General features: G+C 72.3%; 15 protein-coding genes. 7 read left to right on the top strand and 8 right to left on the bottom strand.

From position 1 onward, the window contains the following. Positions 1–222: 222 nt before the first annotated feature. Positions 223–570, bottom strand: coding sequence for a hypothetical protein (locus ACZ6W9_RS16805; protein ID WP_389960272.1), 348 nt, complete (start codon positions 568–570; stop codon positions 223–225). A 249-nt stretch (positions 571–819) separates the two neighbouring features. Here ACZ6W9_RS16805 and ACZ6W9_RS16810 point away from each other — a divergent pair, with 249 nt between their 5' ends. After that, entirely contained in the window at positions 820–1,980 is a 1,161-nt protein-coding gene (locus tag ACZ6W9_RS16810) for a lactate 2-monooxygenase (protein WP_389960274.1), read from the top strand. A 172-nt stretch (positions 1,981–2,152) separates the two neighbouring features. Beyond that, positions 2,153–2,944 carry a class II aldolase/adducin family protein gene (locus tag ACZ6W9_RS16815; RefSeq protein ID WP_362932197.1) on the top strand — a complete coding sequence of 264 codons (792 nt, stop codon included), beginning with the start codon at positions 2,153–2,155 and terminating at the stop codon, positions 2,942–2,944. A 146-nt stretch (positions 2,945–3,090) separates the two neighbouring features. Here ACZ6W9_RS16815 and ACZ6W9_RS16820 read toward each other — a convergent pair whose 3' ends face one another. The 3 genes from ACZ6W9_RS16820 to ACZ6W9_RS16830 form a co-directional block, all read right to left on the bottom strand. Beyond that, the gene (locus ACZ6W9_RS16820; RefSeq protein ID WP_470118491.1) at positions 3,091–4,029 is read right to left on the bottom strand and encodes a DMT family transporter; all 939 of its coding nucleotides are present in this window, start codon (positions 4,027–4,029) and stop codon (positions 3,091–3,093) included. A 360-nt stretch (positions 4,030–4,389) separates the two neighbouring features. After that, a complete protein-coding gene (locus tag ACZ6W9_RS16825) occupies positions 4,390–4,872 on the bottom strand; it encodes a hypothetical protein (RefSeq protein ID WP_389960279.1) in 483 nt (160 codons plus the stop codon). 97 nt (positions 4,873–4,969) lie between these two features. Next, complete coding sequence (locus ACZ6W9_RS16830) at positions 4,970–5,695, bottom strand: 2OG-Fe(II) oxygenase (protein WP_389960281.1); 726 nt, start codon at positions 5,693–5,695, stop codon at positions 4,970–4,972. A 222-nt stretch (positions 5,696–5,917) separates the two neighbouring features. On the opposite strand from ACZ6W9_RS16830, the gene ACZ6W9_RS16835 reads away from it, so the two are divergent. Together ACZ6W9_RS16835 and ACZ6W9_RS16840 are read left to right on the top strand one after the other, a co-directional pair. Further along, positions 5,918–6,280, top strand: coding sequence for a VOC family protein (locus tag ACZ6W9_RS16835; RefSeq protein ID WP_389960283.1), 363 nt, complete (start codon positions 5,918–5,920; stop codon positions 6,278–6,280). 273 nt (positions 6,281–6,553) lie between these two features. Further along, positions 6,554–7,432, top strand: coding sequence for a DMT family transporter (locus tag ACZ6W9_RS16840; protein WP_389960285.1), 879 nt, complete (start codon positions 6,554–6,556; stop codon positions 7,430–7,432). Positions 7,433–7,489: 57 nt separating this feature from the next. Here ACZ6W9_RS16840 and ACZ6W9_RS16845 read toward each other — a convergent pair whose 3' ends face one another. The 3 genes from ACZ6W9_RS16845 to ACZ6W9_RS16855 form a co-directional block, all read right to left on the bottom strand. Next, the gene (locus tag ACZ6W9_RS16845) at positions 7,490–8,683 is read right to left on the bottom strand and encodes a TolB-like translocation protein (protein ID WP_470118494.1); all 1,194 of its coding nucleotides are present in this window, start codon (positions 8,681–8,683) and stop codon (positions 7,490–7,492) included. Further along, a complete protein-coding gene (locus tag ACZ6W9_RS16850) occupies positions 8,680–9,225 on the bottom strand; it encodes a SigE family RNA polymerase sigma factor (protein WP_389960289.1) in 546 nt (181 codons plus the stop codon). The genes ACZ6W9_RS16845 and ACZ6W9_RS16850 overlap by 4 nt, the downstream gene beginning before the upstream one ends. Positions 9,226–9,337: 112 nt before the next feature. After that, the gene (locus ACZ6W9_RS16855; RefSeq protein ID WP_389960291.1) at positions 9,338–10,594 is read right to left on the bottom strand and encodes an FAD-dependent monooxygenase; all 1,257 of its coding nucleotides are present in this window, start codon (positions 10,592–10,594) and stop codon (positions 9,338–9,340) included. Between the two features lie 310 nt (positions 10,595–10,904). Here ACZ6W9_RS16855 and ACZ6W9_RS16860 point away from each other — a divergent pair, with 310 nt between their 5' ends. From ACZ6W9_RS16860 to ACZ6W9_RS16870, 3 genes are all read left to right on the top strand, one after another. Further along, on the top strand, positions 10,905–14,261 hold the full coding sequence (locus ACZ6W9_RS16860; RefSeq protein WP_470118497.1) for a LamG-like jellyroll fold domain-containing protein: 3,357 nt from the start codon (positions 10,905–10,907) through the stop codon (positions 14,259–14,261). A 290-nt stretch (positions 14,262–14,551) separates the two neighbouring features. Then, positions 14,552–20,881 (top strand): RHS repeat-associated core domain-containing protein, encoded by a 6,330-nt coding sequence (locus tag ACZ6W9_RS16865; protein WP_470118499.1) that lies wholly within the window; start codon positions 14,552–14,554, stop codon positions 20,879–20,881. 384 nt (positions 20,882–21,265) lie between these two features. Then, positions 21,266–22,048: a TetR/AcrR family transcriptional regulator gene (locus ACZ6W9_RS16870; RefSeq protein ID WP_470118501.1), complete on the top strand. Its 783-nt coding sequence runs from the start codon at positions 21,266–21,268 to the stop codon at positions 22,046–22,048. A gap of 59 nt (positions 22,049–22,107) precedes the next feature. On the opposite strand, the gene ACZ6W9_RS16875 is transcribed toward ACZ6W9_RS16870, so the two are convergent. Continuing rightward, complete coding sequence (locus tag ACZ6W9_RS16875) at positions 22,108–23,640, bottom strand: FAD-dependent monooxygenase (RefSeq protein WP_470118503.1); 1,533 nt, start codon at positions 23,638–23,640, stop codon at positions 22,108–22,110. Positions 23,641–23,852: the final 212 nt, after the last annotated feature.

Below are 23,852 nucleotides of genomic sequence, written 5' to 3' on the forward strand. Positions count from 1 at the left end.
CCCAGGGGATGGATCACCTGTCGCGGAGGAACGCTCCAAATAGGCCATTAAGCCGCTTTTTCGTGATTTGTAGTGAGGCTCGATGCGGCCGCTCGCCGTGCCGCCGTGCCGGAGAACGGCGACCACCGCGCGCCGCGCCGGGGAGGGACGACCGGACGGGGTCCGGCGGGCCGGGAGAGGGGCGGTCGCGGGGACCGCCCCTCTCGCCGGGGCGGGAGCCGGCTACCTCGGGGGCACCCTGCAGAAGCGGGCGAAGCCGTCGTCGTAGCCGTCCAGCCAGCCCCTGTCGTAGTCGCTCATCCGGGTCATGCCGAAGGGCGTCGCCGTCGACCTGAGCGCGTTCGCACGGGCCGACGCGCAGTCCTGGCCTGCGGCGCGGTAGCCGTCCCGGTAGCCCCGCCAGTACTCGTCGCTGTTGGGTGCGACCGCGGACCGCACCGCGCCCTGCGACGCGCTCGCGGCGTCCGCGGGGGCCGGCGCGGCCGAGGCCGGCGAGACCGAGACCGCCCCGATGGCGAGCGAGGCGAGGAGCGTCGCGCCGAGCGCCGTCAGTTCTCTCTTGCCGTACATGGGTTCCTCCCCGTGATCGGGCCGCGGGCGAAGGTCGCCCGGCGGCCGTATTCGGCGACCACGCTAAGAAGGCGAACGTCCGGAGCGATGGACCGAATCACCCGCTTTCCGGTTCTTGAAGCAGCTTTAGCGAAGCCGGTTTCCCGGCTCCCCGCTCCGGTGGAGGGCCGTGGGCCCACGGTGAACGCAGGAGGTCGTAGACCCGCGGCGAATATGGACATCCGCCTCTTTCAGGGACAGGCTTGGCCCGTGAACTTCTCTGACTACCAGTACGAGATCTACCTGAACGGGCTGGCCGGGCAGCTCCCGCCGTACTCGACCGACGTCGGCAGGCTCGAACAGGCCGTCAGGGAGAAGCTCGATCCCGGCCCCTACTGGTACGTCGCCGGTTCGGCCGGCACCGGGGCGACCGACCGGGCCAACCGCGAGGCGTTCGACCGGTGGCGCGTCGTGCCGCGGATGCTGCGCGACGCCTCGGTCAGGGACCTGCGCACCGAGCTGTTCGGCAGGACCTACCCCGCCCCCGTCGCGCTCGCCCCGGTGGGTGTGCAGTCGATCGTCCACCCGGACGGAGAGCTCGCGACCGCCAGGGCGGCGGCGTCCCTCGGCGTCCCCACGGTTCTGAGCACCGCCTCCTCCCACACGCTGGAGGAGGTCGCCGAGGCCGCCGGCCCCGAAGGCCCGCGGTGGTTCCAGCTCTACTGGCCGCACGACGACGAGGTCACGCTCAGCCTGCTCGACCGGGCGACCCGCGGCGGCTACGACACCCTGGTCGTCACCCTGGACACCTGGACCCTTGCCTGGCGGCCCAACGACCTCGACCAGGCGTACCTGCCGTTCCTGCGCGGCACCGGCCTGGCGATCCCGCTGTCGGACCCGGCCTTCCGCTCCCGGCTGGCGCGCCCGGTGGAGGAGGACCTGAACGCGGCGATCATGCAGTGGGCGCCGATGTTCAACGGCCGCTCCCACACCTGGGACCAGCTGCCGCTGCTGCGCGACAACTGGGACGGACCGATCGTCCTGAAGGGCATCCAGCACGCCGACGACGCCCTGCGCGCCGCCGACGCCGGGATGGACGGGATCGTCGTCTCCAACCACGGCGGCCGGCAGATCGACGGCGCCGTGGCGGCGCTGGACACCCTCCCCGGCATCGCCGACGCCGTGGGCGACCGGCTCACCGTGCTGTTCGACTCCGGAGTCCGCACCGGGGCCGACATCTTCAAGGCCCTGGCCCTCGGGGCGCGCGCCGTGCTGCTGGGCAGGCCGTACGTCTGGGGGCTGGCCGCCGGCGGCGAGGACGGCGTGCGCCACGTGGTGCGGAGCCTGCTCGCCGAACTCGACCTCACGCTCGGCCTCGCGGGACACCGCACGCCCGCCGACCTCGACCCGTCGGTCCTGGCGGCCCGGTGACCCGTCGCGATCCGGGCCCCGAAGCCTTGGGGATCCGCGGTGATCCGGGCCTCGCCGGCCCGGTGACCCGCCGCGACGAGGACCCCGCACTCCGGCCGGTCCGCCCCGGCGGCCCGATGATCTCCCCCCGCCCCGTTCCCGCCCATCCCGACGCGCCCGCCCTGGAGGCACGATGAGTCTGTCCGACCTCAAGCCGGTCCCCACCGACCAGCTCACCTTCCGGCTGCCGCAGAAGTTCGAGAACGTGGCCGACGAGCGCCGCCACCGCCAGGAGCGCCTGGTGGCGGCGCTGCGGCTGTTCGGCCGGTTCGGCTTCGAGGAGGGCGTCGCCGGGCACATCACCGCCCGCGACCCCGAGCACCCCGACCACTTCTGGGTGAACCCGTTCGGCATGTCGTTCAAGCGGATCAAGGTCAGCGACCTGATCCTCGTCAACCACGAGGGCCAGGTCGTCGAGGGCCGCTACCACGTCAACCAGGCGGCGTTCGCGATCCACGCGATGATCCACCAGGCCCGGCCGGACGCGGTCGCCGCCGCCCACAGCCACTCGGTGTACGGCAAGGCCCTGTCGTCGCTCGGCACGCTGCTGGAGCCGCTGACCCAGGACGCCTGCGCCTTCTACGAGGACATCAGCCTGTTCGACGACTACACCGGCGTGGTCCTGGAGGCGGAGGAGGGCCGCCGGATCGCGGCGGCGCTGGGCTCCAACAAGGCGGTCATCCTGCGCAACCACGGTCTGCTGACGGTGGGGGACACCGTGGACGCCGCCGCCTGGTGGTTCATCACCCTGGAGCGCTCGTGCCAGGCGCAGCTGCTGGCCAAGGCCGCCGGGCCGACCGTCCCGATCGAGCACGAGAACGCCAAGCTCACCCACGGGCAGATCGGCAACGACCTGGTCGGCTGGATCAACTTCCAGCCCCTCTACGACCAGATCAGCGCGGCCGAGCCGGAGATGTTCGGCTGACACCGGCCGGAGGAGGCCCCGCGCGGTGCGGGTGTGCGGTGCGGGTGTGCGGTGCGGGTGTGCGGTCCCGGTGTGCGGTCCCGGTGTGCGGTCCCGGTGTGCGGTCCCGCGCCCGCCGGGCGGGGGGCGCGGGACCGCAGCGGGGATCAGCCGGTCACCGGCGCCGGTTCCCTCCTCTCCCGCAGGGCGAGGAGGGCCACCGCGGCGAGCAGCAGGGCCGCGCCCGCCACGCCCTGCGCGGTGAACCGTTCGCCGAACACGAGGATCCCGAGGGCCGCCGCCCCGACCGGCTCCACGAGCGAGATCACCGAGGCCGTCGTGGCCCGTACGGATCCCAGTCCGGTGAAGAACAGGACGTAGGCCAGGGCCGTCGGGACGACGCCCAGGTAGGCGACGGCCCCCCAGAAGACGAGCGGGTCACCGGCCGGGAACAGCCCGCCGTACAGCGCCAGGGGCAACAGGCACAGGCCGCCGACGGCGAAGCCGCCGAAGGTCGCGGCGTACGGCTCGGCGGAGAAGGCCCGGTTGAGCAGGGTCACCGCCGCGTAGGCGGCCGCGGACAGCAGCGCCCAGCCGGTGCCCGCCACCGAGAAGGCCGCCGGGCCGCCGTCGAGGACCAGCATGACCAGGCCCGCCAGGGCGACCGCGGCGGAGCCGAGCCCGGCCGCGCCCAGCCGTTCGCCCAGCAGCAGCCGCGCGGCGGCGGCCACGAACACCGGGGTCGCGCCTATCGTCACCACGGTGGCGACGGCCAGGCCGGTGGAGGCGACGGCCGCGAAGTAGGCCGTCTGGCAGACGGCCATCGCCACGCCGGTGGCCGCGATCCGGCCGTGCCGCCGGGCCCCGCGGTCCCGGCTCCGGCTCAGGTCCCGGCTCTGGTCCCGGTCATGGTTCCGGTCCCGGCCGAGGAGACGGAGGATCGGAAGGAGCGTCGCCGCCCCGGCGGCGAACCGCCAGAAAGAGATCGATACGGGGTCGAGCCCGCCCGAGAGGCGGAGCAGCGCACCGGCCGCACCGCCGGTGCCCCAGGCGGTCGCCGCGATGGAGACGTACAGCAGGCCCCGCCGTACGGAGACGTGCGTCATGGAGTTCTCTCCAATGAAAAAGGTGGTCGTCAAGCCGCACGTGTGCGGGCGGCAGCCACCCACCGGACCACTCGGATCCGGTCATCAGGAGAGGGAACCGCCCGCGTCAGCGGGCGGTCGGCGGAGAAACGATCAGCATGAGCACGGAAGGATCCTAACGCCCTCCCGGGCCGGGAACCCAGGCGTTTATGGCTCCGGCGCCGCGGAACCGGTCACCGCGCGGTCCGCACGACGGTGACGGCGCGGGCGTCGTACGGCGGTGACCACGCGGGTGCCGTGTCACGGTCACCGAGTGGGTGTCGTGTGACGGTCACCGAGTGGGTGTTGTGTGACGGTGACCGCGCGGGCGTCGTGTCACGGTCACCGCGCGGTCTCCGGAGGGAAGAAAGTGATCAGGTCGAGACCGATCTCCCAGGTGCCGCCGTCGAACGCGGCACCACGCAGGCCCCGCAGCGTTCCGGGACCGGCGAGCGACGCGCTTCGCGTGACGGAGGCGAAGCCGAAGGTCCGTTCCGGCCGCCAGCCGGTGCTGTGCCGCAGGCGGCGGCTCATCTGGGCCCAGCCGAGGGGGATGCCGGCCACCACCCAGGCGTCCGGGGCGCCCTCGGTGAAACGCCGGGCCGGGCGCAGCCAGGAGGCGGCCTCCTCCGGCCAGTCGACCACCGCGAGGATCTCCCCGTCCCAGGCGTCGGCGAACGCCGCCGCGGCGGCCGTCGAGACGGCGTCACGGCTGTGACCGACCGTGACGGTCCGGATCCCGGGGCGCCGGGCGCGCAGCAGGCCGAGCAGCGCGGCCAGCTCGGCGGCCGTGTGCGGAGGCGTGATCGTCTCGGTGGCCCGCATCCCGTGAAGCAGCGGCGAGGCCGTTCCGAGGGCGTGCCGCCCCCTGGTTCCCGCGTGGGCCGGGTGGCCGTTCTGTCGTGAGCGTCGGAGGAGGACGTCAGGCCGCGTCATGGAAGACCAGGCCGAGGGTGTGCCGCAGGCCGCGCCGTACCGTGCTGACGCCGTGCCGTACCGGAGAGGCGGACCAGCCTCGTGCGGAGGCGACCGGCCGGTCACGGGTGGTGAAGACAAGCCCGTGGCCCTGCGGAAGCAGGGTCACCGTGCCCCGTGACTGGGCCCGGGGCCGTTGTTCCACCAGCAGGAACTCGCCGCCGTCGTAATCAGTGCCCGGCCGGTCCAGGCCGATCACGATCTGTAGCGGGAACACCAGGTCTCCGTACAGGTCGCGATGCAGGGCGTTCCAGTCGCCGTCGCGATAGCGCAGGAGGATCGGCGTCGACCTGGTCTGCCCGGCGGCACGGCACATCGCGAGCCATTCGTCCAAGGTGTCCGGCCACGGCGCCGGCCTGCCGAGCCTGGTCGCCCAGTCGCGGGCGATGGGCAGGAGCCGCGGATAGAACGCCTGCCGCAGTTGCTCCACCAAGTGGGGGAAGGGCCGGTCGAAGTAGCGGTACTGGCCGCGACCGAAGCGGAACCGTTCCATGTCGATCGTCGAACGGAACCGGGAGACCTCGTCGTACAGTCCGGCGATCTCGCGGCACTCGTCCCCGGTGAGGATCGGACCGGTCGGCGCGCAGCCGTGGGCGTCCATCTCCTCGGCCAGGCGGGCCCAGTCGGTGCCCGCCACGCGTTCGTGCGGGGTGGTCGTCATCGGTGTCGGCATGGTCACTCCTCGGCGTCGGGTCGGTGCGCACCCACCGGAGCACCCGGGTCGGGATCGGGGCGTACGGGCGGCGGAACACGTCCTTTTCCCTGTATAACGCCTGTCCGGCCTCCGCTTCCGGCGGGTTCCGGACGTCGCGTTGCGGCCATGGCGGTCAGGAAGGACCGGCCCCTTTCCTGTACCTGACAGCACATGGCAGGTACGGGCGGCACGATGAGGCACATGACCATGACCGCGAAATTCCTCGCCGTGAACATCGACTGCGCCGACCCCCGTGGGCTCGCCGAGTTCTACTCGAAGGTCTTCGGCTACGAGGTGCAGTACGCCGACGACACCTACGCCGGGATCGGCGACGGCACGATGACCATCTACTTCCAGCAGAACCTCGACCGCAGGCCGGCCGCGTGGCCGGGGCCCGGCAAGCAGTTCCACCTGGACGTCCGGGTCCCGGACGTGGCGCAGGCGGTCGAGGACTACCTGAAGCTCGGCGCCTCCAAGCCGGACTTCCAGCCCGGTGAGGGTCAGTGGGTCGTCCTCGCCGATCCCGAGGGACATCTCTTCTGCGTCTGCCCGCAGCGGGACTGACCCTCACGCCGTCCGGCGGGACCGGCGCGACCCCGGCCGGCCCGGCATGACCCTGAAGGGCCGGACACGATCCCGGAGGGCGGGCAGGGCCGCGCGCCGGGCGGAGGGACGTCCCGCGGTGCGGGGGCCCGGGGGATAGAGGAGGTTTCCACCGCCAAGAGGTATCTGTCGGGACATGACCTGGCGCTTACTTCCCCGCCGGGCCCCCTAAGCTGAAGTAATGACCCGATTGCCATCGCCTTCCCCCGTCCCGCTCGGCCTCGGGGAGTGGCGATGATCTGGGTCGGCGTGTCAATCGCCCTGGTCGGCGCGCTGGGTTACGCGCTCGGCGCCGCCCTCCAGCAGTTCGAGGCGGTCTCCGAGGGCGCCTCGCTCAAACTGATGCGGCGTCCCCGCTGGTGGATCGGCGGCGTCATCGGGTTCACCGGGGCCAGCCTCCACGCCGTCGCGCTGAGCCTCGCCCCCCTGGTCATCGTGCAGCCGATCAGCGTGGCGACCCTGGTGTTCGCCGTGCCGCTGGCGGCGATGCTGCACGGCAGGCGGCCGCACCGGGCGGAGATCCTGGGGTCGATCGCGGTGGCCGTCGGCCTGCTGGGGCTGATGCTGCTGGTCCCCGTCCACCCCAGCGTCCCGCACATGACGAACACCGAGGCGCTGGGCTTCCTGGGCTGCGTCGGGGTGGTCGTGCTGATCTCCCACCTCGCCGCCCGCAGGGCGCGCGGCCCGGCGAAGGCACTGCTGATGTCCGTCGGCGCGGGCGCGGTGACGGCCAGCGTGTCCACCTTCGTCCGGGTGGTGGGCGGCGACCTCCAGGGCGACCTGAGCAGGCTGCTGACCTGGTTCACGCTCGCCATCCCGGTGCTGCTGGTCTGCGCGGTGGTGCTGCTGCAGAAGTCCTACGCGATGGGCTACTTCGGGATCGCCTACGCCGCGGTCCAGGTGGTCGACCCCATCACCTCGGTCCTCGCCGGGGCGCTGCTGCTCGACGAGGCGCTGCCGAGCGGGGCCGCCGACGCGATCCCCGCCCTGCTGGCCTCGGCGCTGCTGATCTGGGGGACCGTGACCCTGGGGCGGCTCTCCCCGGACCACGGCCGCACCCCCGTCCCCGAGGTCGCGCCGGTCACCTCCCCGTCACCCTCAAGGGCGGCTTAGCACCGGGACCCGGCAACGCCTCCCGGGTGTCCCTCGGGCGTTCCCTGGGCCGCCGGATCACCGGATCCCGGCCAGATCGATCAAGTAGAGATCGTCCCCGAGCGTGTAGCTGAGGAGCCTTCCGGTGGAGTCCTCGGGCGGCAGGCCGATGGAAGAGCCATCACCCTTAATACCTAGATATCCGGATTTACCGGTTTTCAGGTCGTACAGTCCCACGCCCTCAAGCTTCTTGTCACCGTAGGCCGAGATGTAGAAGCGGTCCTGGGAGGGCGGCACGGCACCGGACACCCCGGAGGGCACCGTCTTCTGCGAGGAACCGTCCCGGTGCCGGAAGAAGGTCTGGAAGTTCGAGGTGCTTCCCAGGCAGATCGTCACGCCGCAGGAACGGATCGTCTCGCCGGGGTGGGTGACGAAGCTTCTGGTCTCACCGGTCCGCACGTTCAGGATCCGGGCGAACACGGTGCCGTGCGGCTCGCCTCCCCGCCCCGGCGTGCCGATCCAGGGCCAGGCCAGCAGGTGCATCCCGGCGCCTCCCTCGACCGGCTCCACCGCGCCGCCCTCAAGGGGGACGGTGAAGACCCCGCCGACGTAGAGGGAGAAGACGATCTTTCCGTCGGCCACGGCGACGGCGTCGATCCCGCTGCCGTCCCCCTCCTTGATGCCCTGATCGGCGACGCGCTTCGCCGTCCCGCCGCTCACCGGCACGGCCCACAGGTGCGCGATGCGATCCTTCGTCGCGGTCCACCACACCACGTGTCCGTCGCCCACGGCGAAACCATTGGCGCCACCCGCCGCGTCCGCGGACGACGGCAGATCGGCGATCTTACGCCGTGATCCGTCGTCGAGACCGTAGGCGTAGACGGCGGTCGGCTGGTCGAATCCCGCCGGAGCCGTCACGAGCAGCGTGCGGTCGTCGACGAACGTCTCCGGCCGCCACGACGCTCCATCGGGCCCCTTCGCCGGGACCTTCCGCACCGCCTCCGGCCAGACCTTCTCCACGTGCTCGGCCGGGGTCGCGGAGCGTGCCTCCGGAGCGGTCATCGCCGTCATGGTGTCGCCCCCGGGCTCGACCACGACGAAGGCCCCGCCCGCGACCAGCGCGACCACCGCGGCGGCCAGCGCCGTCCGGATCCGTTGCCTCCTGCGGCGATGGATCCGTTCGAGCCGCTCGGGCAGCTGTCCGGGCAACCTGGGCGCCTGGTCGGCGACCTGGCCGAATGTACGGCGTAGGGTCTCCTCGACCTCGGTCATCGCGTGTTCTCCCTGATCATCGGCTTGGTCGGGGCGGCGTCACCCGGGGCGGCGTCACCGGGCGCGGCGCCACTCGGGACGGCGCCACGGAGTTTGCCGAGCGCGCGGGCGGCCTGGCTGCGTACCGTGCCGCGCGAGATCCCGAGCACGGCGGCGATCTCGGTGTCGTCGAGCTGCTCGTAGTAACGCAGCACCAGCACCGCGCGCTGCTTGCGCGGCAGGCCGGCCAGCGCCTGCCACATCCTTCGCTCGTCTCCACTGGGCAGCGGGTCGTGGTGCTCGCGGTCCGGCGGATCCCAGGCGAGTTGCTCGCGTCTGCGCAACCGCCAGGCGGCGATGTGCAGCCTGGCCATCGTGGTGCGCGCGTAACTCTCCGGGTTCTCCTTCAGGCGGAGCCGATGCCAGGCGCCGCGCAGTTTCAGCAGCGCCTCCTGGACCAGGTCGGCCGCGTCATGCGGGTTACCGGTCAGCATGTAGCCGTAGCGCAGTAACGCGTCACCGCGTTCGGTGACGAACTCCGCGAAACGGGGGTCAGGTTCCAACAGTCCTTGTCCTTGCCTTTCGTCGTTCCCTCATTTCCGAGAGAGACCAGGCGCGGAAACCGTTGCATGGCGGGGCGCCGTGAGAGCGGAACCGGAAGTCGGCCGGCCGGTCTCAGGACCCGTTTCGCGCTCCGGCGGGCTCGGGCGGGGTCCAGCCGAGCACTTCGTCCATCGCGGCGGTCATCCACTCGCCGCCGAGACGCCAGGCGAGCGCCATCATCGTGTCGCGCAGCCGTACGGCCAGTGGGTTGCGGATCCGCGTCGTCCGGCAGATCGACGCCGACCTGGCGGTGACCCGGGTGGTCCGCTCCAGCCGGGCGGCGGTGTACGGGGCCAGGTCCACGCCCGCCGCGCCGGCCGTCCCCGTTCCGCCCGACGCTCCGGCCGTGCCCGCCGCACCCGTCGTGCGGGCCGGGCCGTCGCCGTCGCCCGCGACGTGGGCGAGGACCACGGCGTCCTCGATCGCCTGGCAGGCGCCCTGGCCCATGTTGGGCGTCATGGCGTGGGCCGCGTCGCCCAGCAGCGCCACCCTGCCGAGGTGCATCGCGGGCAGCGGGGTGGCCAGGTGGTGGACGTCGTTGCGCAGGACGAGCTCCGGCGGGGCCGCCTCCAGCAGCGCCGGGATCGGGTCGTGCCACCCGCCGAACAGGCGGAGCAGCTCGGCCCGGCGGCTCTCGCCGTCCCCGGGGTCCCCACCCGCCGGGACGGCGTCGGTGGCGTAGCAGTAGGCCGTGCCGCCGGCCAGTGGCATGACGCCGAAGACCTTGCCTTCGCCCCAGCTCTCGAACGTCCGGCCGGGCCTGCCCCCGCCGGGGACGAGCAGCCGCCAGCTCGTCACCCCGGAGTAGACCGGGCCGGGGTGGCCGGGGAACAACGCGGCCCGGATCGGGGAGCGGATGCCGTCGGCCGCCACGACGAGGTCGGCCGTCACCTCGGTCGCCTCGCCGTCGCCGGTCCGGACGGTCACCCGGCCGGTGTACGGGTCCACCGCCGTGACCGTGGAGTTCAGCCTGATCACGCCGGGTTCCAGCCGGGCCGTGATCGCGTCGGCCAGGTCCGCGCGGCGCAGCAGCACGATGGAGTCGCCGTGCCGGGCGGAGGTGGCCTCCTCGGTGGTCCGCATCAGCCACCGGCCGTCCGCGCGCCGGACGCCGGCCTCGCCCTGGACCGCCGACAGCCGCCGGACGTCGTCTCCGGCCCCGATCGTGTCGAGGGCCCGGAGCGCGTTGGCGGCGATGGCCAACCCCGAGCCGACCGGTTCCAGGGACGGCGTCCGCTCGAACACCGTGACCTCCCAGCCGCGCCGCCGCAGTGCCACCGCCGCCGTCAGCCCGCCGATCCCCGCTCCGACCACCACCGCGTGCGCCACGGTTCCTCCTTCGTCACTACGGATGTAGTGACGGTACTACGTCTGTAGTTTCACTACAAATGTAGTTCCAGGGAAGAGGGGCACGACGGGCGGGCCGGGCCGCTCGATGGCAGTTTTCTTCAGGAAGAAGAAGATTCTGAAGAAATGTGTCACAAGATCTAGACGGCCCCCTTGGCACGGGTGACAATCCGCTTGGCAATTGAAGATCATGGAGACGCCGGGCGGCCATCGGCCGCGCGACGTCCCAGCTTGACGACGGCGAGGGCCGATGCGCTTAGCTCGTGGACTGGTCGTGGTGATGTTGGCGGGCGTGGCCGCGACGCCTCTCAACCCTTCGGAGGCCGTCGCCGGCACGTGGAGACAGACCACGGACGCCGTCGTGGGGCAGCGGGACGAGGGTCCCGCGGGGAAACCGGCAGGGGCGCTCGCCGGCCGTACGGGACAGCCGGGGGAGGAACCGGCGGCGGCGCTCGCCCGCCGGACGGGGAAGCCGGTCGAGGTCACCGCGATGCGCACGGAGACGCGGCAGGTCTTCGCCGGGCCCGACGGCGCCTTCACGCTGGAGCAGTACGCGCGCCCGGTGCGGGTGCGGCAGGACGGCCGGTGGGTGGACGTGGACCCGACGCTCCGGGCCCGTCCCGACGGCACGATCGCCCCCGTCGCCACGGCGGTCGGCCTGACGTTCTCGGGCGGGGGCGACGCGCCGCTCGCCCGGATGGCGCGCGGTGACAGGACACTGGAGCTGGGCTGGCCCGGCACGCTGCCGAAGCCCGTGCTGAAGGACGACACCGCGACCTATCCCGAGGTGCTCCCCGGGGTGGACCTCCAGGTCAGGGCGGACGTCGACGGATTCTCCCACCTCCTCGTGGTCAAGTCGCGGGCCGCCGCACGGAACAAGGCCCTCGCCGAGCTGAACTTCCCGATCTCGGCCGACGGGCTGTCGCTGAGGTCCATCGCGGGCGGCAACCTGGAGGCGGTCGACGGGAACGGCGGATCGGTCTTCACGGCCTCGCCGCCGCTGATGTGGGACTCCTCGGGTCTCGCGGCCACGGGCAAGCCGGAGGCGGGGGCCGCGCGTGCGGCGGGGGAGGGAGCGGCGGAGACCGCGGCGGCGGCGAGGGAGGGCGTCCCCCCGGGTGCCCGGCAGGAGGTGATGGGCCTCGAACTCACCGGCGGGAAGCTGGTGCTCAGACCGCACCGCGGCATGATCGAGGACCCGGGGACCAGGTTCCCCGTCTACCTCGACCCGTTCTTCTCCGCGGCCCGCGGGGCCTGGACGGCCGTCTGGAGCAACCACCCCTCGTCCAACTTCCTGAACGCGAGCGACGTCGCCAGGGCGGGACACGTCTCCGGGCAGACCAACAGGTCGTTCTTCCAGATGAACACCGGTACGGCCATCCACGGCAAGCAGATCATCAAGGCGACGCTGCGCACGTACGAGACCTGGTCCTACTCGTGCGGCGCGCGGAAGGTCGAGGCCTGGGCCACGAACACGATCAGCAAGAGCACCACCTGGAGCAAGCAGCCCGCCTGGGTGAAGCTCCTCGACACCGTGAACGTCGCGAAGGGCTGGGGACCGTCCTGCCTGCCCGGCGGCGTCGAGTTCGACGTCACCGGCCAGGCCGCCGACGCCGCGGCGAAGAGCTGGCCCAACATCACCATCGGGATCAGGGCCACGAGCGAGACGGACGTCTACGCCTGGAAGAAGTTCAAGAACAACCCCAGCCTGGTGATCGAGTACAACTCGCCGCCCGCCGCGCCCGTGGCCGCCGACACCTGGTCGGACCCGGGAGGCGACTGCGTCACCGGCGACGGGCGGCCGATGATCGGCACCACCACGCCGAAGCTGTGGGCCAAGCTGCGGGACGCCGACAACGCGGTCAGGGGACGGTTCGAGTGGTGGACCGCCTCCGGCACGAAGATCGGGGAGCGGCTCACCGACTCGCAGGGAACGGGCAGCGCCTTCTCCGCGACCGTCCCGCAGGGCGCCTTCGGTGACGGCGCCGTGATCCGCTGGCGGGTCCGCGCGGAGGACGGCAGGATCGACAGCGCGTGGAGCCCCTGGTGCGAGATGGCCGTCGACGCCTCCGCGCCCGGCCGGGAGCCGGGGGTGACCTCGCAGGACTACCCCGAGACCGGCTGGAGCGACGGCGTCGGCCGGACCGGCTCCTTCACGTTCACCCCGGCGGACGTCACCGACGTCGTCGCCTACGTCTACGGGCTGGACACCGCTCCCAAGACGGAGGTCGCGGCCGGCCAGACGGGCGGGCCGGCGACGATCCGGCTCACCCCCCGCCACGACGGCCCCAACGTGCTCGCGGTGCGCAGCAAGGACCGCGCGGGACACCAGAGCCCGATCCGCACCTACGTGTTCAATGTCAACCCGGGCTCCGGCCCCGACGGGCACTGGACCCTGGACGACGGGCAGGGCGGGGTGGCCGCCGACCGCGCCGGGGCCCACCCGGCCACCCTGTACGGCTCGGCCGCCTGGACCTCCGGCAGGACGGGCACGGGGCTGCGGTTCGACGGCGCCGGCGGCCACGCGCGGACCACCGGCCCCGTCGTGTCCACCCTGGGCAACTTCACGGTCGCCGCGTGGGTGCGGCTGACCGGCACCGGCGCCGCCGCGACCGCGGTCGGCCAGGACGGCACGCGGAACGGAGGCTTCTCCCTGGGCTACTCGAAGGCCGACGACCGGTGGGCGCTGAGCCGTGCCGTCGCCGACACCGACGGGGCGGCGGTCGTGCGGGCGCTGTCGGCGTCCGCGCCGAGACCCGGCGAGTGGACCCACCTGACCGGCGTCTACGACACGGCGGTGGGGGAGCTGTCCCTCTACGTCAACGGCCGCCTGGAGTCGACGGTCCCGTTCACCCGGCCGTGGGACGCGACCGGACCCCTGACGATCGGCAGGGCGAAGGCCGGCGGGGCGGAGACGGAGTTCTGGCCGGGCGACGTCGACGACGTCCGCGTCCACGGGCGCGCCATGTTCGGCGACGAGGTCGCCGACCTGGTGAACAGCGCTGCGACGCTGGTCGGGCACTGGAAGCTGGACGAGGGGACCGGCGGCGTCGCCGCCGACTCCTCCGGCCGGGCGTCGGCGGCGACGCTGGGCGGCGGCGCGTCATGGTCCGAGGGCTGGCTGGACGGCGCGCTCGCCCTCGACGGTACGGCGGGCCACGCGCAGACCGCCCGTCCGGCCGTCAACACCGCGTCGGGGTTCACCGTCGCCGCCTGGACCCAGCTCGACTACCTGCCCACCCGCGACGCGGCCGCCGTCTCCCAGGCCGGGAACAGGGCCAGCGGGTTCCAGCTCGGCTATGACAAGGAGAAGGGACGCTGGACCCTCGGCATGGCCGCCGCCGACACCGACACCGCCGCGATGGTGCGGACGCGCTCCGACGACGTGCCCGCCCCGTTCGAGTGGACCCACGTGGCGGGGGTCTACGACCCCCTCCGGGGCGAGCTGCGCGTCTACGTGAACGGCCGGCTGTCCGTGAGCACGGTCACCGCCCACGTGAGCGCCTGGAACGCCACCGGCCCGCTGCAGCTGGGCCGCGCCAAGTCCGCGGGCGTCTTCACCGGCCACTGGCCGGGGATCGTGGACGACGTCCGTGCCTATGACGGCGTGCTGAGCGCCGAACAGATCGCCCAGCTGGCCGCCCAGTAACCCACCGAAGCGACCCACCGAAGCGACCCACCGAACGGATCTCCCGGCCGCCCGGCGCTCCGCCGGGCGGCCCCGGCCCCGGGCTTCCGACCCACCGACCCACCGGCTGACCCACCGGCTCTCCGACCGTCCCCCGCCTTCCGGCCGTTCACCGGCCGGTTCTCTCCCATGCCTCCGGACCGGCCGTCCACCTCCCCGGCCCGCCTCGACCCGGCCTGGCCCGGCCCGCCTCGACCCGCCTCGTCCAACCCGTCACCCCTGTTCGACCCCCCACAGATTGGGTGAAGTCAGTGAACCTGGCACATGATCCGGATCCTCCGGAGTCCTACTGGAACCGTCTGACGCATCCCGTGCGCCGGTCGCCGTGGCCCCGGCGGCTGGCGGCCACGCTGGCCGTCGTCGTGGTGGCGCCGCTGGTGCACGCGACGCCCGCGAGCGCCGCGCCCCGCTCCGCCCCCGCCGTCCAGCGGGAGACCCCGGTCCTCGGGAAACGGGTCCCCGTACTGCCCAGGACGGCCGATCCGGCGGAGAGACAGGCGTGGAAGACGCCACCGGGCGTCGTCTGGCCGAAACCGCAGGCGGTCGAGCTGGACGCGACCGGCGGCACCGGCGCGCGCACCCTGTCCGCCGACTTCCCGGTACGGATCGTCCCACCGAAGAAGCCCGCCAAGGCCGCGGAGCCCGCCAAGGCGGCGGAGACCAAGACGACGGAGACCGCCAGGGCCGAGGACGGCAAGGCGGGTGAGGAGGTCGCGGCGGCGACCCCCGACAAGGTCCGCGTCGAACTGCTCGACACCGCGTCGTCCGGGCTGCTCGGCCTCGCCCTGCGGGTGACGGCGGGGCAGAGCCAGAGCCAGGGGCTGGCGGCCGCGAAGGGGAGGACCCGGCTGGAGATCGACTACTCCGGCTTCCGGTACGCCTTCGGCGGCGACTACGGCGCCAGGCTGCGACTGGTGAGACTGGGCGAGTGCGCCCTGACCCCCGCGGCCCCGGCGGCCGCGGATCGGACGGCCGCGCCCGCAGCCGCGACCGCCTGTCCGCAGCCCGAACCGATGCCGTCCGACAACGACGCGAAGAACGGCACGCTGTCCGCCGACGTCGACATGCCGGCGCTGTACGCGCTGCAGGCCGCGCCGTCCGGACCGTCGGGCGACCACACGGCCACCTCGCTCGCCCCCTCTGCCGAGTGGAGCGTCGGCACCCAGTCGGGTGACTTCAGCTGGGACTACGCTCTGCGGGCGCCCCCCGCGCTGGGCGGCGACGAGCCGGAGATGTCCCTCGCCTACTCCTCGCAGAGCGTGGACGGCCGTACCGTCTCGACGAACAACCAGCCGTCGTGGGTGGGAGAGGGCTTCGAGCTCAACCCCAGCGGCTACATCGAACGCCGCTACAAGTCGTGCATGATCGACGGCAAGAAGACCGGGGACCTGTGCTGGGACCAGGAGAACGCCGTCATGTCGCTCGGCGACTCCTCCGTCGAGCTGGTCAAGGACGCCACGACCAAGCAGTGGCGGCCCAGGCGCGACGACGGCACCCGCGTCGAGCACCTCACCGGCGCCGTCAACGGCGACGACAACGGTGAGCACTGGCGCGTCACCACCGACGACGGCACCCAGTACACCTTCGGCCTGAACCGCCTGCCCGGCTGGGCGTCGGGCAAGCCGGAGACCGGGTCGGCGTGGACGGTTCCGGTGTTCGGCAACAACAGCGGCGAGCCCTGCCACACGAGCGACGCGGCGTCCTCCTGGTGCCGGCAGGCGTACCGCTGGAACCTCGACCTCGCCGTCGACACGCACGGCAACGCCACCACCTACTGGTACGGGGCCGAGAAGAACTTCTACGGGCGGAACATGAAGCCCGAGCAGGGCACCGAGTACGTGCGCGGCGGATACCTCAAGCGGATCGACTACGGCTATCTGCGGAACGAGCTGTTCACCAGGTCGCCCGCGTCCCGCGTCGTCTTCGACGTCGCCGAGCGGTGCGTACCCGGCGGAACGGTCACCTGCGCCGCCGACCAGCTCAAGAAGGAGACGGCGAGCCACTGGCCCGACGTCCCCTTCGACCAGATCTGCGGCTCGGGGGAGAAGTGCACCGACCGGCTGTCGCCGACGTTCTTCACCCGGCTGCGCCTGGCGAAGGTCACCACCCAGGTGCTCAACACCGACACGGCGAAGTGCTCGGGCCGGCCGTACTGCGACGTCGACTCCTGGACGCTGACGCACTCCTTCCCCGCGACGGGTGACGGCCTCAGCCCGTCGCTGTGGCTGGCGTCCGTCCAGCAGAGCGGCCACGTGGGCGGCACCATCACCCTGCCGAAGATCACCTTCGGCGGGACCCAGCTGCCCAACAGGGTCGACGCGAACGAGGGACGCGCGCCGCTCGTCAAGTGGCGCGTCCAGACGGTGAACAACGAGAGCGGCGGGGAGCTCCGGGTCGGCTACGCCCCGGCCGACTGCAAGCCCGGGGACGTGCCGACCGCCGACCGCAACGCCAGGCTCTGCTTCCCCCAGCGGTGGGCTCCGCCGAACGAGGGCGAGGTCACCGACTGGTTCCACAAGTACGTCGTGGCGCAGACGCTGGAGATCGACCGGGTCGCCCAGTCGCCGCCGGTCGTCACCGACTACGAGTACCTCGACGGCGCCGCCTGGCACTACGCCGACAACATCCTCGTCAAGCCCGAGCACCGCACCTGGTCGGACTGGCGCGGGTTCGGCAGGGTCCGGGTCCGCGGCGGCGACGGACAGGACACCGAGCGCACGCTCACCGAGTTCCGGTACTTCCGCGGCATGGACGGCGACCGCCAGTCCGACGGCTCCAAGCGCCGGTCCCAGGTCACCGACTCCGAGGGCGGCAAGCTGGACGACCTCGACCAGTACGCCGGGTTCGAACGTGAGGAGACCCTCTACGACGGCGACGGCGGGAAGATCACGACCTCCACGCTGGAGGAGCCGTGGTCGCTGAAGACCGCCGAGTCCTCCCAGGGCGGCGTCACCAAGCTCGCCCACATCGTCGCGCCGAAATCCATGGCCACCCGCACCCTGCTGGAGAACGGCACGTGGCGGCGGACCGGGGAGGAGCGCTCCTACGACACCCAGGGCATGCTCACCCAGGTCGACGAGAAGGGCGACCTGGCCACCGGTGACGATGACCAGTGCACCCGCTACACCTACGCCCGCAACACCACGGCGTGGCTGCTGGACTACACCAGCAGGATCCACAAGGTCGCCGCGGGGTGCGGCGCCGGCGTCGCGAAACTCGCCGCCGACGAGGTGATCTCCGACGAGCGGATGCAGTTCGACGGCGGGCCGTACGGCCAGGCGCCCGTCAAGGGCGACATCACCACCGTCCAGACCGTGGCCGGCGACGGCTCGGCCGTCACCGACTCCGTCAAGACCTACGACGCCTACGGGCGCATGACCAGCGAGACCGACGCGGCCGGCACGAAGCTGACCACCACCTACGCGCCGGCCTCGGGAGCCCCGGCGACCGAGGTCATCGAGACCAACCCGCTCGGCCACGTGGAACGCACCCTCATGGAACCGGCCTGGGGCGAGGCCGTCACCGAGATCGACGCCAACAACCGGCGCGTCGACATGGAGCACGACGCGCTCGGCCGCCTCGTCAAGGTGTGGCAGGGCGGCCGCAGCAAGGCGGCAGGCCAGTCGCCCAGCACCGAGTACTCCTACCTGATGCGCAACGACGGCCCCAGCGTCGTCACCACGAAGACCCTGCGGGCGGACGGCGGCTACACCGTCAGCCACGAGCTGCTCGACGGGTTGCTGCGTCCCCGGCAGACCCAGGAGCCGGCGCCCCGGGACGACCAGGCGCAGGATCCCGCGCTGCGTGACGGGCGCACGGTCACCGACACCTTCCACAACTCGCTCGGCGAGGTGTCCAAGTCCAACGGCGGCTACTTCAGCCCCGGAGAGCCGTCCACCGAGCTGCTGGGGGTAACCGACACGGCCGTCCCCAGCCAGATCACCACCTCCTACGACGGCACCGGAGAGGTGGCCGCCCAGGCGTTCCGGGTCAAGGGCGTGGAGAAGTGGCGGGCCACCGCCACCCACCACGGCGACCGGATGCACATCACCGCCCCCGCCGGAGGCCACGCCGTCACCCGCATCGGCGACACCGAGGGCCGGCTCGTCGAACTGCGGCAGTACAAGGGAACCACGCCCACCGGCGACTACGAGTCGACCAAGTACACCTACGACGCCTCCGACCGGCTGCTCACCGTGACCGACCACGCGGGCAACGTGTGGAAGCACGTCTACGACCTGCGCGGCAGGGAGACCAGGACCGAGGACCCCGACAAGGGCGTCACGACGTTCACCTACAACGACGCCGACGAGGTCGTCACCTCCACCGACGCCCGGGGGAAGACCCTGGCGTACGTCTACGACGAGCTGGGGCGCAAGCGCGAGCTGCACGAGGGCTCCACGACCGGCCCGCTGCTCGCGGAGTGGAAGTACGACGCGCTGGCCAAGGGACACCTGAACGCCAGTGTCCGCTACCTCGGCGGCCAGGCGTACAAGGCGGAGATCAACGCGATCGACTCCGACTACCGCACCCTGCGGCAGACCGTCACCGTGCCCGCCAGGGAAGGGAAACTGGCCGGTTCGTACGTGCTGAACAGCCGCTACACCCTCGACGACCAGGTGCAGTCCGTCAGCTTCCCCGCCGCGGGCGGGCTGGCGGAGGAGTCGGTCGTCTACACCTACGACGGGCTCAGCCAGCCGGTCACCGTGACCGGTCTGTCGTCGTACGTCACGGCCACCCGCTACTCCAAGCTGGGCGAGACCCTGCAGTACGAGCTGAACAGCGGCGGGAAGAAGAGCTGGCTCACCTACACCCACGACGAGGGCACCCGGCGGCTGGCCCGGACCCGGCTGGACCGCGAGTCGGCCTCGGCTCCCGACCTGGACCTCAACTACACCTACGACCCGGCCGGGAACATCACCAAGATCGCTGACATGGACGGCGGCAGGTCGAAGGACACCCAGTGCTTCACCTACGACCACCTGCGCCGCCTGACCTCGGCGTGGACGGCCACCGACGACTGCGCGAGCGGCGGCCCGCGGGCGGACGTGATCGGCGGTGCGGCGCCGTACGCGACCAGCTACGCCTACGACTCCACCGGCAACAGGACGAAGGAGACGCAGCACGCGTTCGGCGGGCGCACGGAGTCCGCCCGCTCCTACACCTACCCCGCCGCGGGCGCGGCGCGGCCGCACGCCGCGCTGACGGCGGGAACGGACGTCTTCGCCTACGACGAGACCGGCAACACCACCCGGCGCAAGGTCGGGGCGGCCGACCAGACCCTGGTCTGGGACGCCGAGGGCAACCTCGAATCGGTGACCGAGGCGGGCAGGACCACCTCGTACGTCTACGACGCCGACGGTGAGCGGCTGCTCCGCAGGACGCCCACCGACGCGACGCTCTACATCGACGACATGGAGCTGCGGCTCGACATCGCCAAGGACGTCGTCGAGTGCACCCGCTACTACACCATCGGCGACGAGACGATCGCCGTACGGACCCCGGACAACAGGGTGTACTTCCTGGCGTCCGACCACCAGGGCACCGCGCAGGCGGCGGTCAACGGCGGCACGGGGGACGTGGCCGTCCGCCGGACGACCCCGTTCGGCGAGGACCGCGGCCCGCAACCGGCGTGGTGGCCCGGCCAGCGGGGATTCGTGGGAGGCGTGCGCGACACGTCGACCGGGCTCGTCGAGCTCGGCGCCCGCGAGTACGACCCGAGGAACGGCCGGTTCCTGTCCGTCGACCCCGTCATCGACGAAGAGGACCCGCAACAGCTCAACGCCTACGCCTACGCCAACAACAGTCCCGTCACGATGAGCGACCCCGACGGGCAACTCGTCTGGATCGTCGTCGGCATCGCGGCCAGGATCGCGGCGCGGGCACTGGCCAGGAGGCTCGCCCAGGCGGCCGCCAGGCGGGCGGCTCAGGCGGCGGCCCGGCGGGCGGCCATCGCGCTGGCCAAGCGGCGGGCCGCCGCCCTGGCCAGGAAGAAGGCGTTGGAGGCGGCGAGGAAGAAGGCCGCGCAGCTGGCCAGGAAGAAGGCCGCGCAGGCGGCGAAGAAACGAGCGGCCGAGAAGGCCAGGAAGGCGGCCGCCGCGGCGGCCAAGAGGAGAGCGGCGGCGGCCGCGCGCCGGGCGGCGGCCAGGCGGGCCAAGGCGGCCGCGGCCAGGGCGCGGAGCAGGCGGGTGAGCAGGGCCCCCGCCAAGGCCGCGCGGCACCGGCCCGCCCACCGGCCGACCAGTCGCCGGGCGGTCCAACGGCAGTCCCCGCCCAAGGCGCGCCGCGCGCCCGTCAGGGACAGCCATACCTACGACATCTCCGGGAGCAGGCAACCGACCAAGTCCGTCAGCGTCTACCGCAACGGGAAGCTGTATCCGGAAGGACAGCCGCCGGCGGGCCTGGGACGGCCCTCGGGGTCGGGGCAGAACCTCCGGCAGGACTACAAACCGGCGGAGCTGGAGCCGCCGTTGACGGGGAAGGGCATCACCGCCGAGGCGGTGGTCAGGACGACCCGGTTCATCGACCAGGGCGACCTGGACAGTCTCCTCATGCACATCCTCCGCCTGGCAGGAGGCTGATCGCGGCCGACCTGAGGAACGGTGGGAGACCGGCTGGGGCGGCCGGTCACGGCCGACCTGAGGAACGGTGAGAATCGGCTGGGACGGCGGCGGGCCTCGGCGCACCACGGTGTGCCGGGGCCCGCCGTCCTCCGGCTCCGGTTCCGGCTCCGGCTCCGGCTCCGGCTCCGGCTCCGGCTCCGGCTCCGGCTCCGGCTCCGGCTCCGGTTCCGGTTCCGGTTCCGGTTCCGGCCCTGGCCCCGGCCCCGGCTCCGACTGCGGCCCTGGCCCCGGCCCCGGTTCCGGCGGCGTGAGCGAGGTGCGCCCGACGCCGATACGCTCATGACCTGGTCGCGGGACTCACGGTAGGTGAGCGCGGATTCACTACAGGTGTAGTCTCGACGTATGAAGTCGGAACGCGCCCTGGTCGTCGCGGAGGCCGCCATCACCCTGCTGGCCGAGCGGGGCATGCGCGGCCTGACCCACCGGGCGGTCGACGAGGAGGCCGGGCTGCCGCCCGGCTCGACCTCCAACCTCGCCCGGACCCGTTCGGCCCTGCTGGAGCTGGCCCTGGAGCGGCTGGCCGAGATCGAGGGCGCGGTCTTCGAGCCGCTCCTCGGCGCCACCGAACGCGCCGCGACCGGGGTCGAACCCGTCGCCCCGGGTCCGGGGCCCGGGACCGCGGGACATGCGCCGCCCGGCGGGCACGCCGCCCCGGGCCCGGAGCACGCGCCGCCCGGCGGACACATCGCCCCGGGCCCGGTGCCGGACCGGGGGCCGGAGCCGGAGTCGGGGCACGAAGAGAGCCTCGGGCCGGTCATCCCCGGGGCGCTCGCCGAGATGACCGCGCAGGCCCTGTGGGCGCAGCTCACCGTCGACCGCCGCCGTACGGTCGCCCGCTACGAGCTGGCGCTGGAGGCCACCCGCCGCCCCGAGCTGCGCAGGATCTACGACGCGGCGGGGGCTCGCTTCCGCACGCTGGCCGTCGCGGTCCTCACCGCGGCCGGGTCCACCGACCCGGTACGGCACGGCCGCCAGATGGTCGCCTACGGCGAAGGAGTGATCTTCGACGCCATCGCCGGCGCGGGAGCCGAACCCACCCTCGACGACCTGCGCCTGGGCGTCGGGGAGGTGCTGGCGGGCATGCTGGGCTCCGCCCCGGCCGGTGCCGAATCCGTCCGCCCCTGACCCGGCGCGCCCCGGTCGGGTATTCATGGCCGATGAGGTTGGCGATGGCGCTCTGTGTCTCAGGCGACCGAGAACGTCCTCAGGTAGTCGACCACCGCGTCGCCTGACCGGGTCCGGAGGGCCACATAGCCGTCCGGCCGGACGAGGACGAACGTGCCCTCGGCGGCGCCATAGCGCTTGCTCGGGGGCCCCGGCTCCAGATGGTGGACACGGATGTCGTCGCCGCAGAGCGCGTCCAGGCGCTCGGCCAGACCCGGCACCACCGCGCCGAACCGGAGCAGCGTGAAGTGAGGACCGCGGAAGAGGTCGAACAGCCGTGACCGCTCGCCGGTCACCGGGTGCCGGCACGGCGAATCGGGCGCCCGGTCGCCGGGGCGGACCTTGCCCTTGTCTCCGACCGACAGCTCGGAGTCTCGGTAGTTCACGTTGAGCTGGGAGGTCCTGCTGATGATCGCCTTGGTCACCGCGGTGCTGCGCATCAGCGGCAGGACGATCCGGTCGCGTAAGAAGGTCATCAGAGGCCTGGTGGAGAACAGCGCGGTCATGCCGGTGCCGCTGGTCCTGAGCACGGATTCGGCCACCGGGCGGCGCTCCCGCTCATACGTGTCGAGCAGGCTGTCGGAGGCTTGGCCGCGTACCGCGAGGGCCAGCTTCCAGCCCAGGTTGTAGGCGTCCTGGATGCCGGTGTTCATGCCGAGACCGCCCGCGATCGGGTGGACGTGGGCGGCGTCTCCGGCGAGGAAGACGCGGCCGGACCGGTAGCGGTCGGCGAGCCGTACCTTGTAGCTGAAGCGCGACAGCCAGGTCGCATTGTGCAGGCGTACATCCGTCCGGCCGGTGCGCTGCGCGAACAGACGCTGGAAAAGCTCGAGTGAGGGCTCCTGGCCGGCACCCTCCTCACCGGGGCGTACGGTGAGGCCGAACTGCCACGACCGCGTACCGGGCAGCAGCGCGAGGCCGACGGAGGACTCATCCGCTGAGTACCAGACATAGGAGCCGTCGCGGGGCAGGCCGTCCACCTCCACGTCACCGAGCAGGTAGTGCTCGGTCTCCGACACCAGCCCGGGGAAGGCGATCCCGGCGGCTTCGCGCACGGCGCTGCCGCCGCCGTCGCAGCCCACGAGGTAGGAGGCGTGGATCACCTCGCCCGTGGCGAGGTGCGCGACGACCTGGCTGCCGGACTGTTCGAGGCCGGTCAGTCGCAGGCCGCGCTCCACGTGCCCGCCCAACTCGGCCAGGCGGGCGCGGAGTATCTGCTCGGTGCGCCACTGCGGCAGCAGGACGAGCGTCGGGTACGGCACATCCGGCCGCGGGCGGACATCGGCCAGGAGGTGCAGCTCCGCGACGAACCGGCGGTCCATGTGAATCCGCGCCGGCATCTCGGACGTCCCCGCGTCCAGGAAGTCCCGGACCACACCGAGATCGTCGAACACCTCCAGACTGCGTGGCTGTATGCCCTTACCCCGGGACTGGCGGTGGAATTGGGGAGATTTGTCGATCACTCGGAAGGTGACGCCGCGCCGGGCCAGTTCGCAGGCCAGCGTCAGCCCGGTCGGTCCGCCTCCGACGATGAGCACCTCTACGTCGGTCATGTCATCCCTCGATTCAGGACGGAACCCAGAGAGGTTTCGGCCGAAGTCCTCGGTCAGTGGATCGATCGCTGTGAACCAGTTTCCATACTATACCGTATGGTACGTTCTTAAGGGCGGCCCGACCTTGCCGGAACCGGTATGGGCGATCTTGTCCTCGGTGTGCACGTATTGCCCAAGGTCATCTGAAAAGGGTCTCTCATGCGAAGAAAACC

The sequence above is a fragment of the Streptosporangium sp. NPDC053982 genome, from assembly GCF_055585205.1.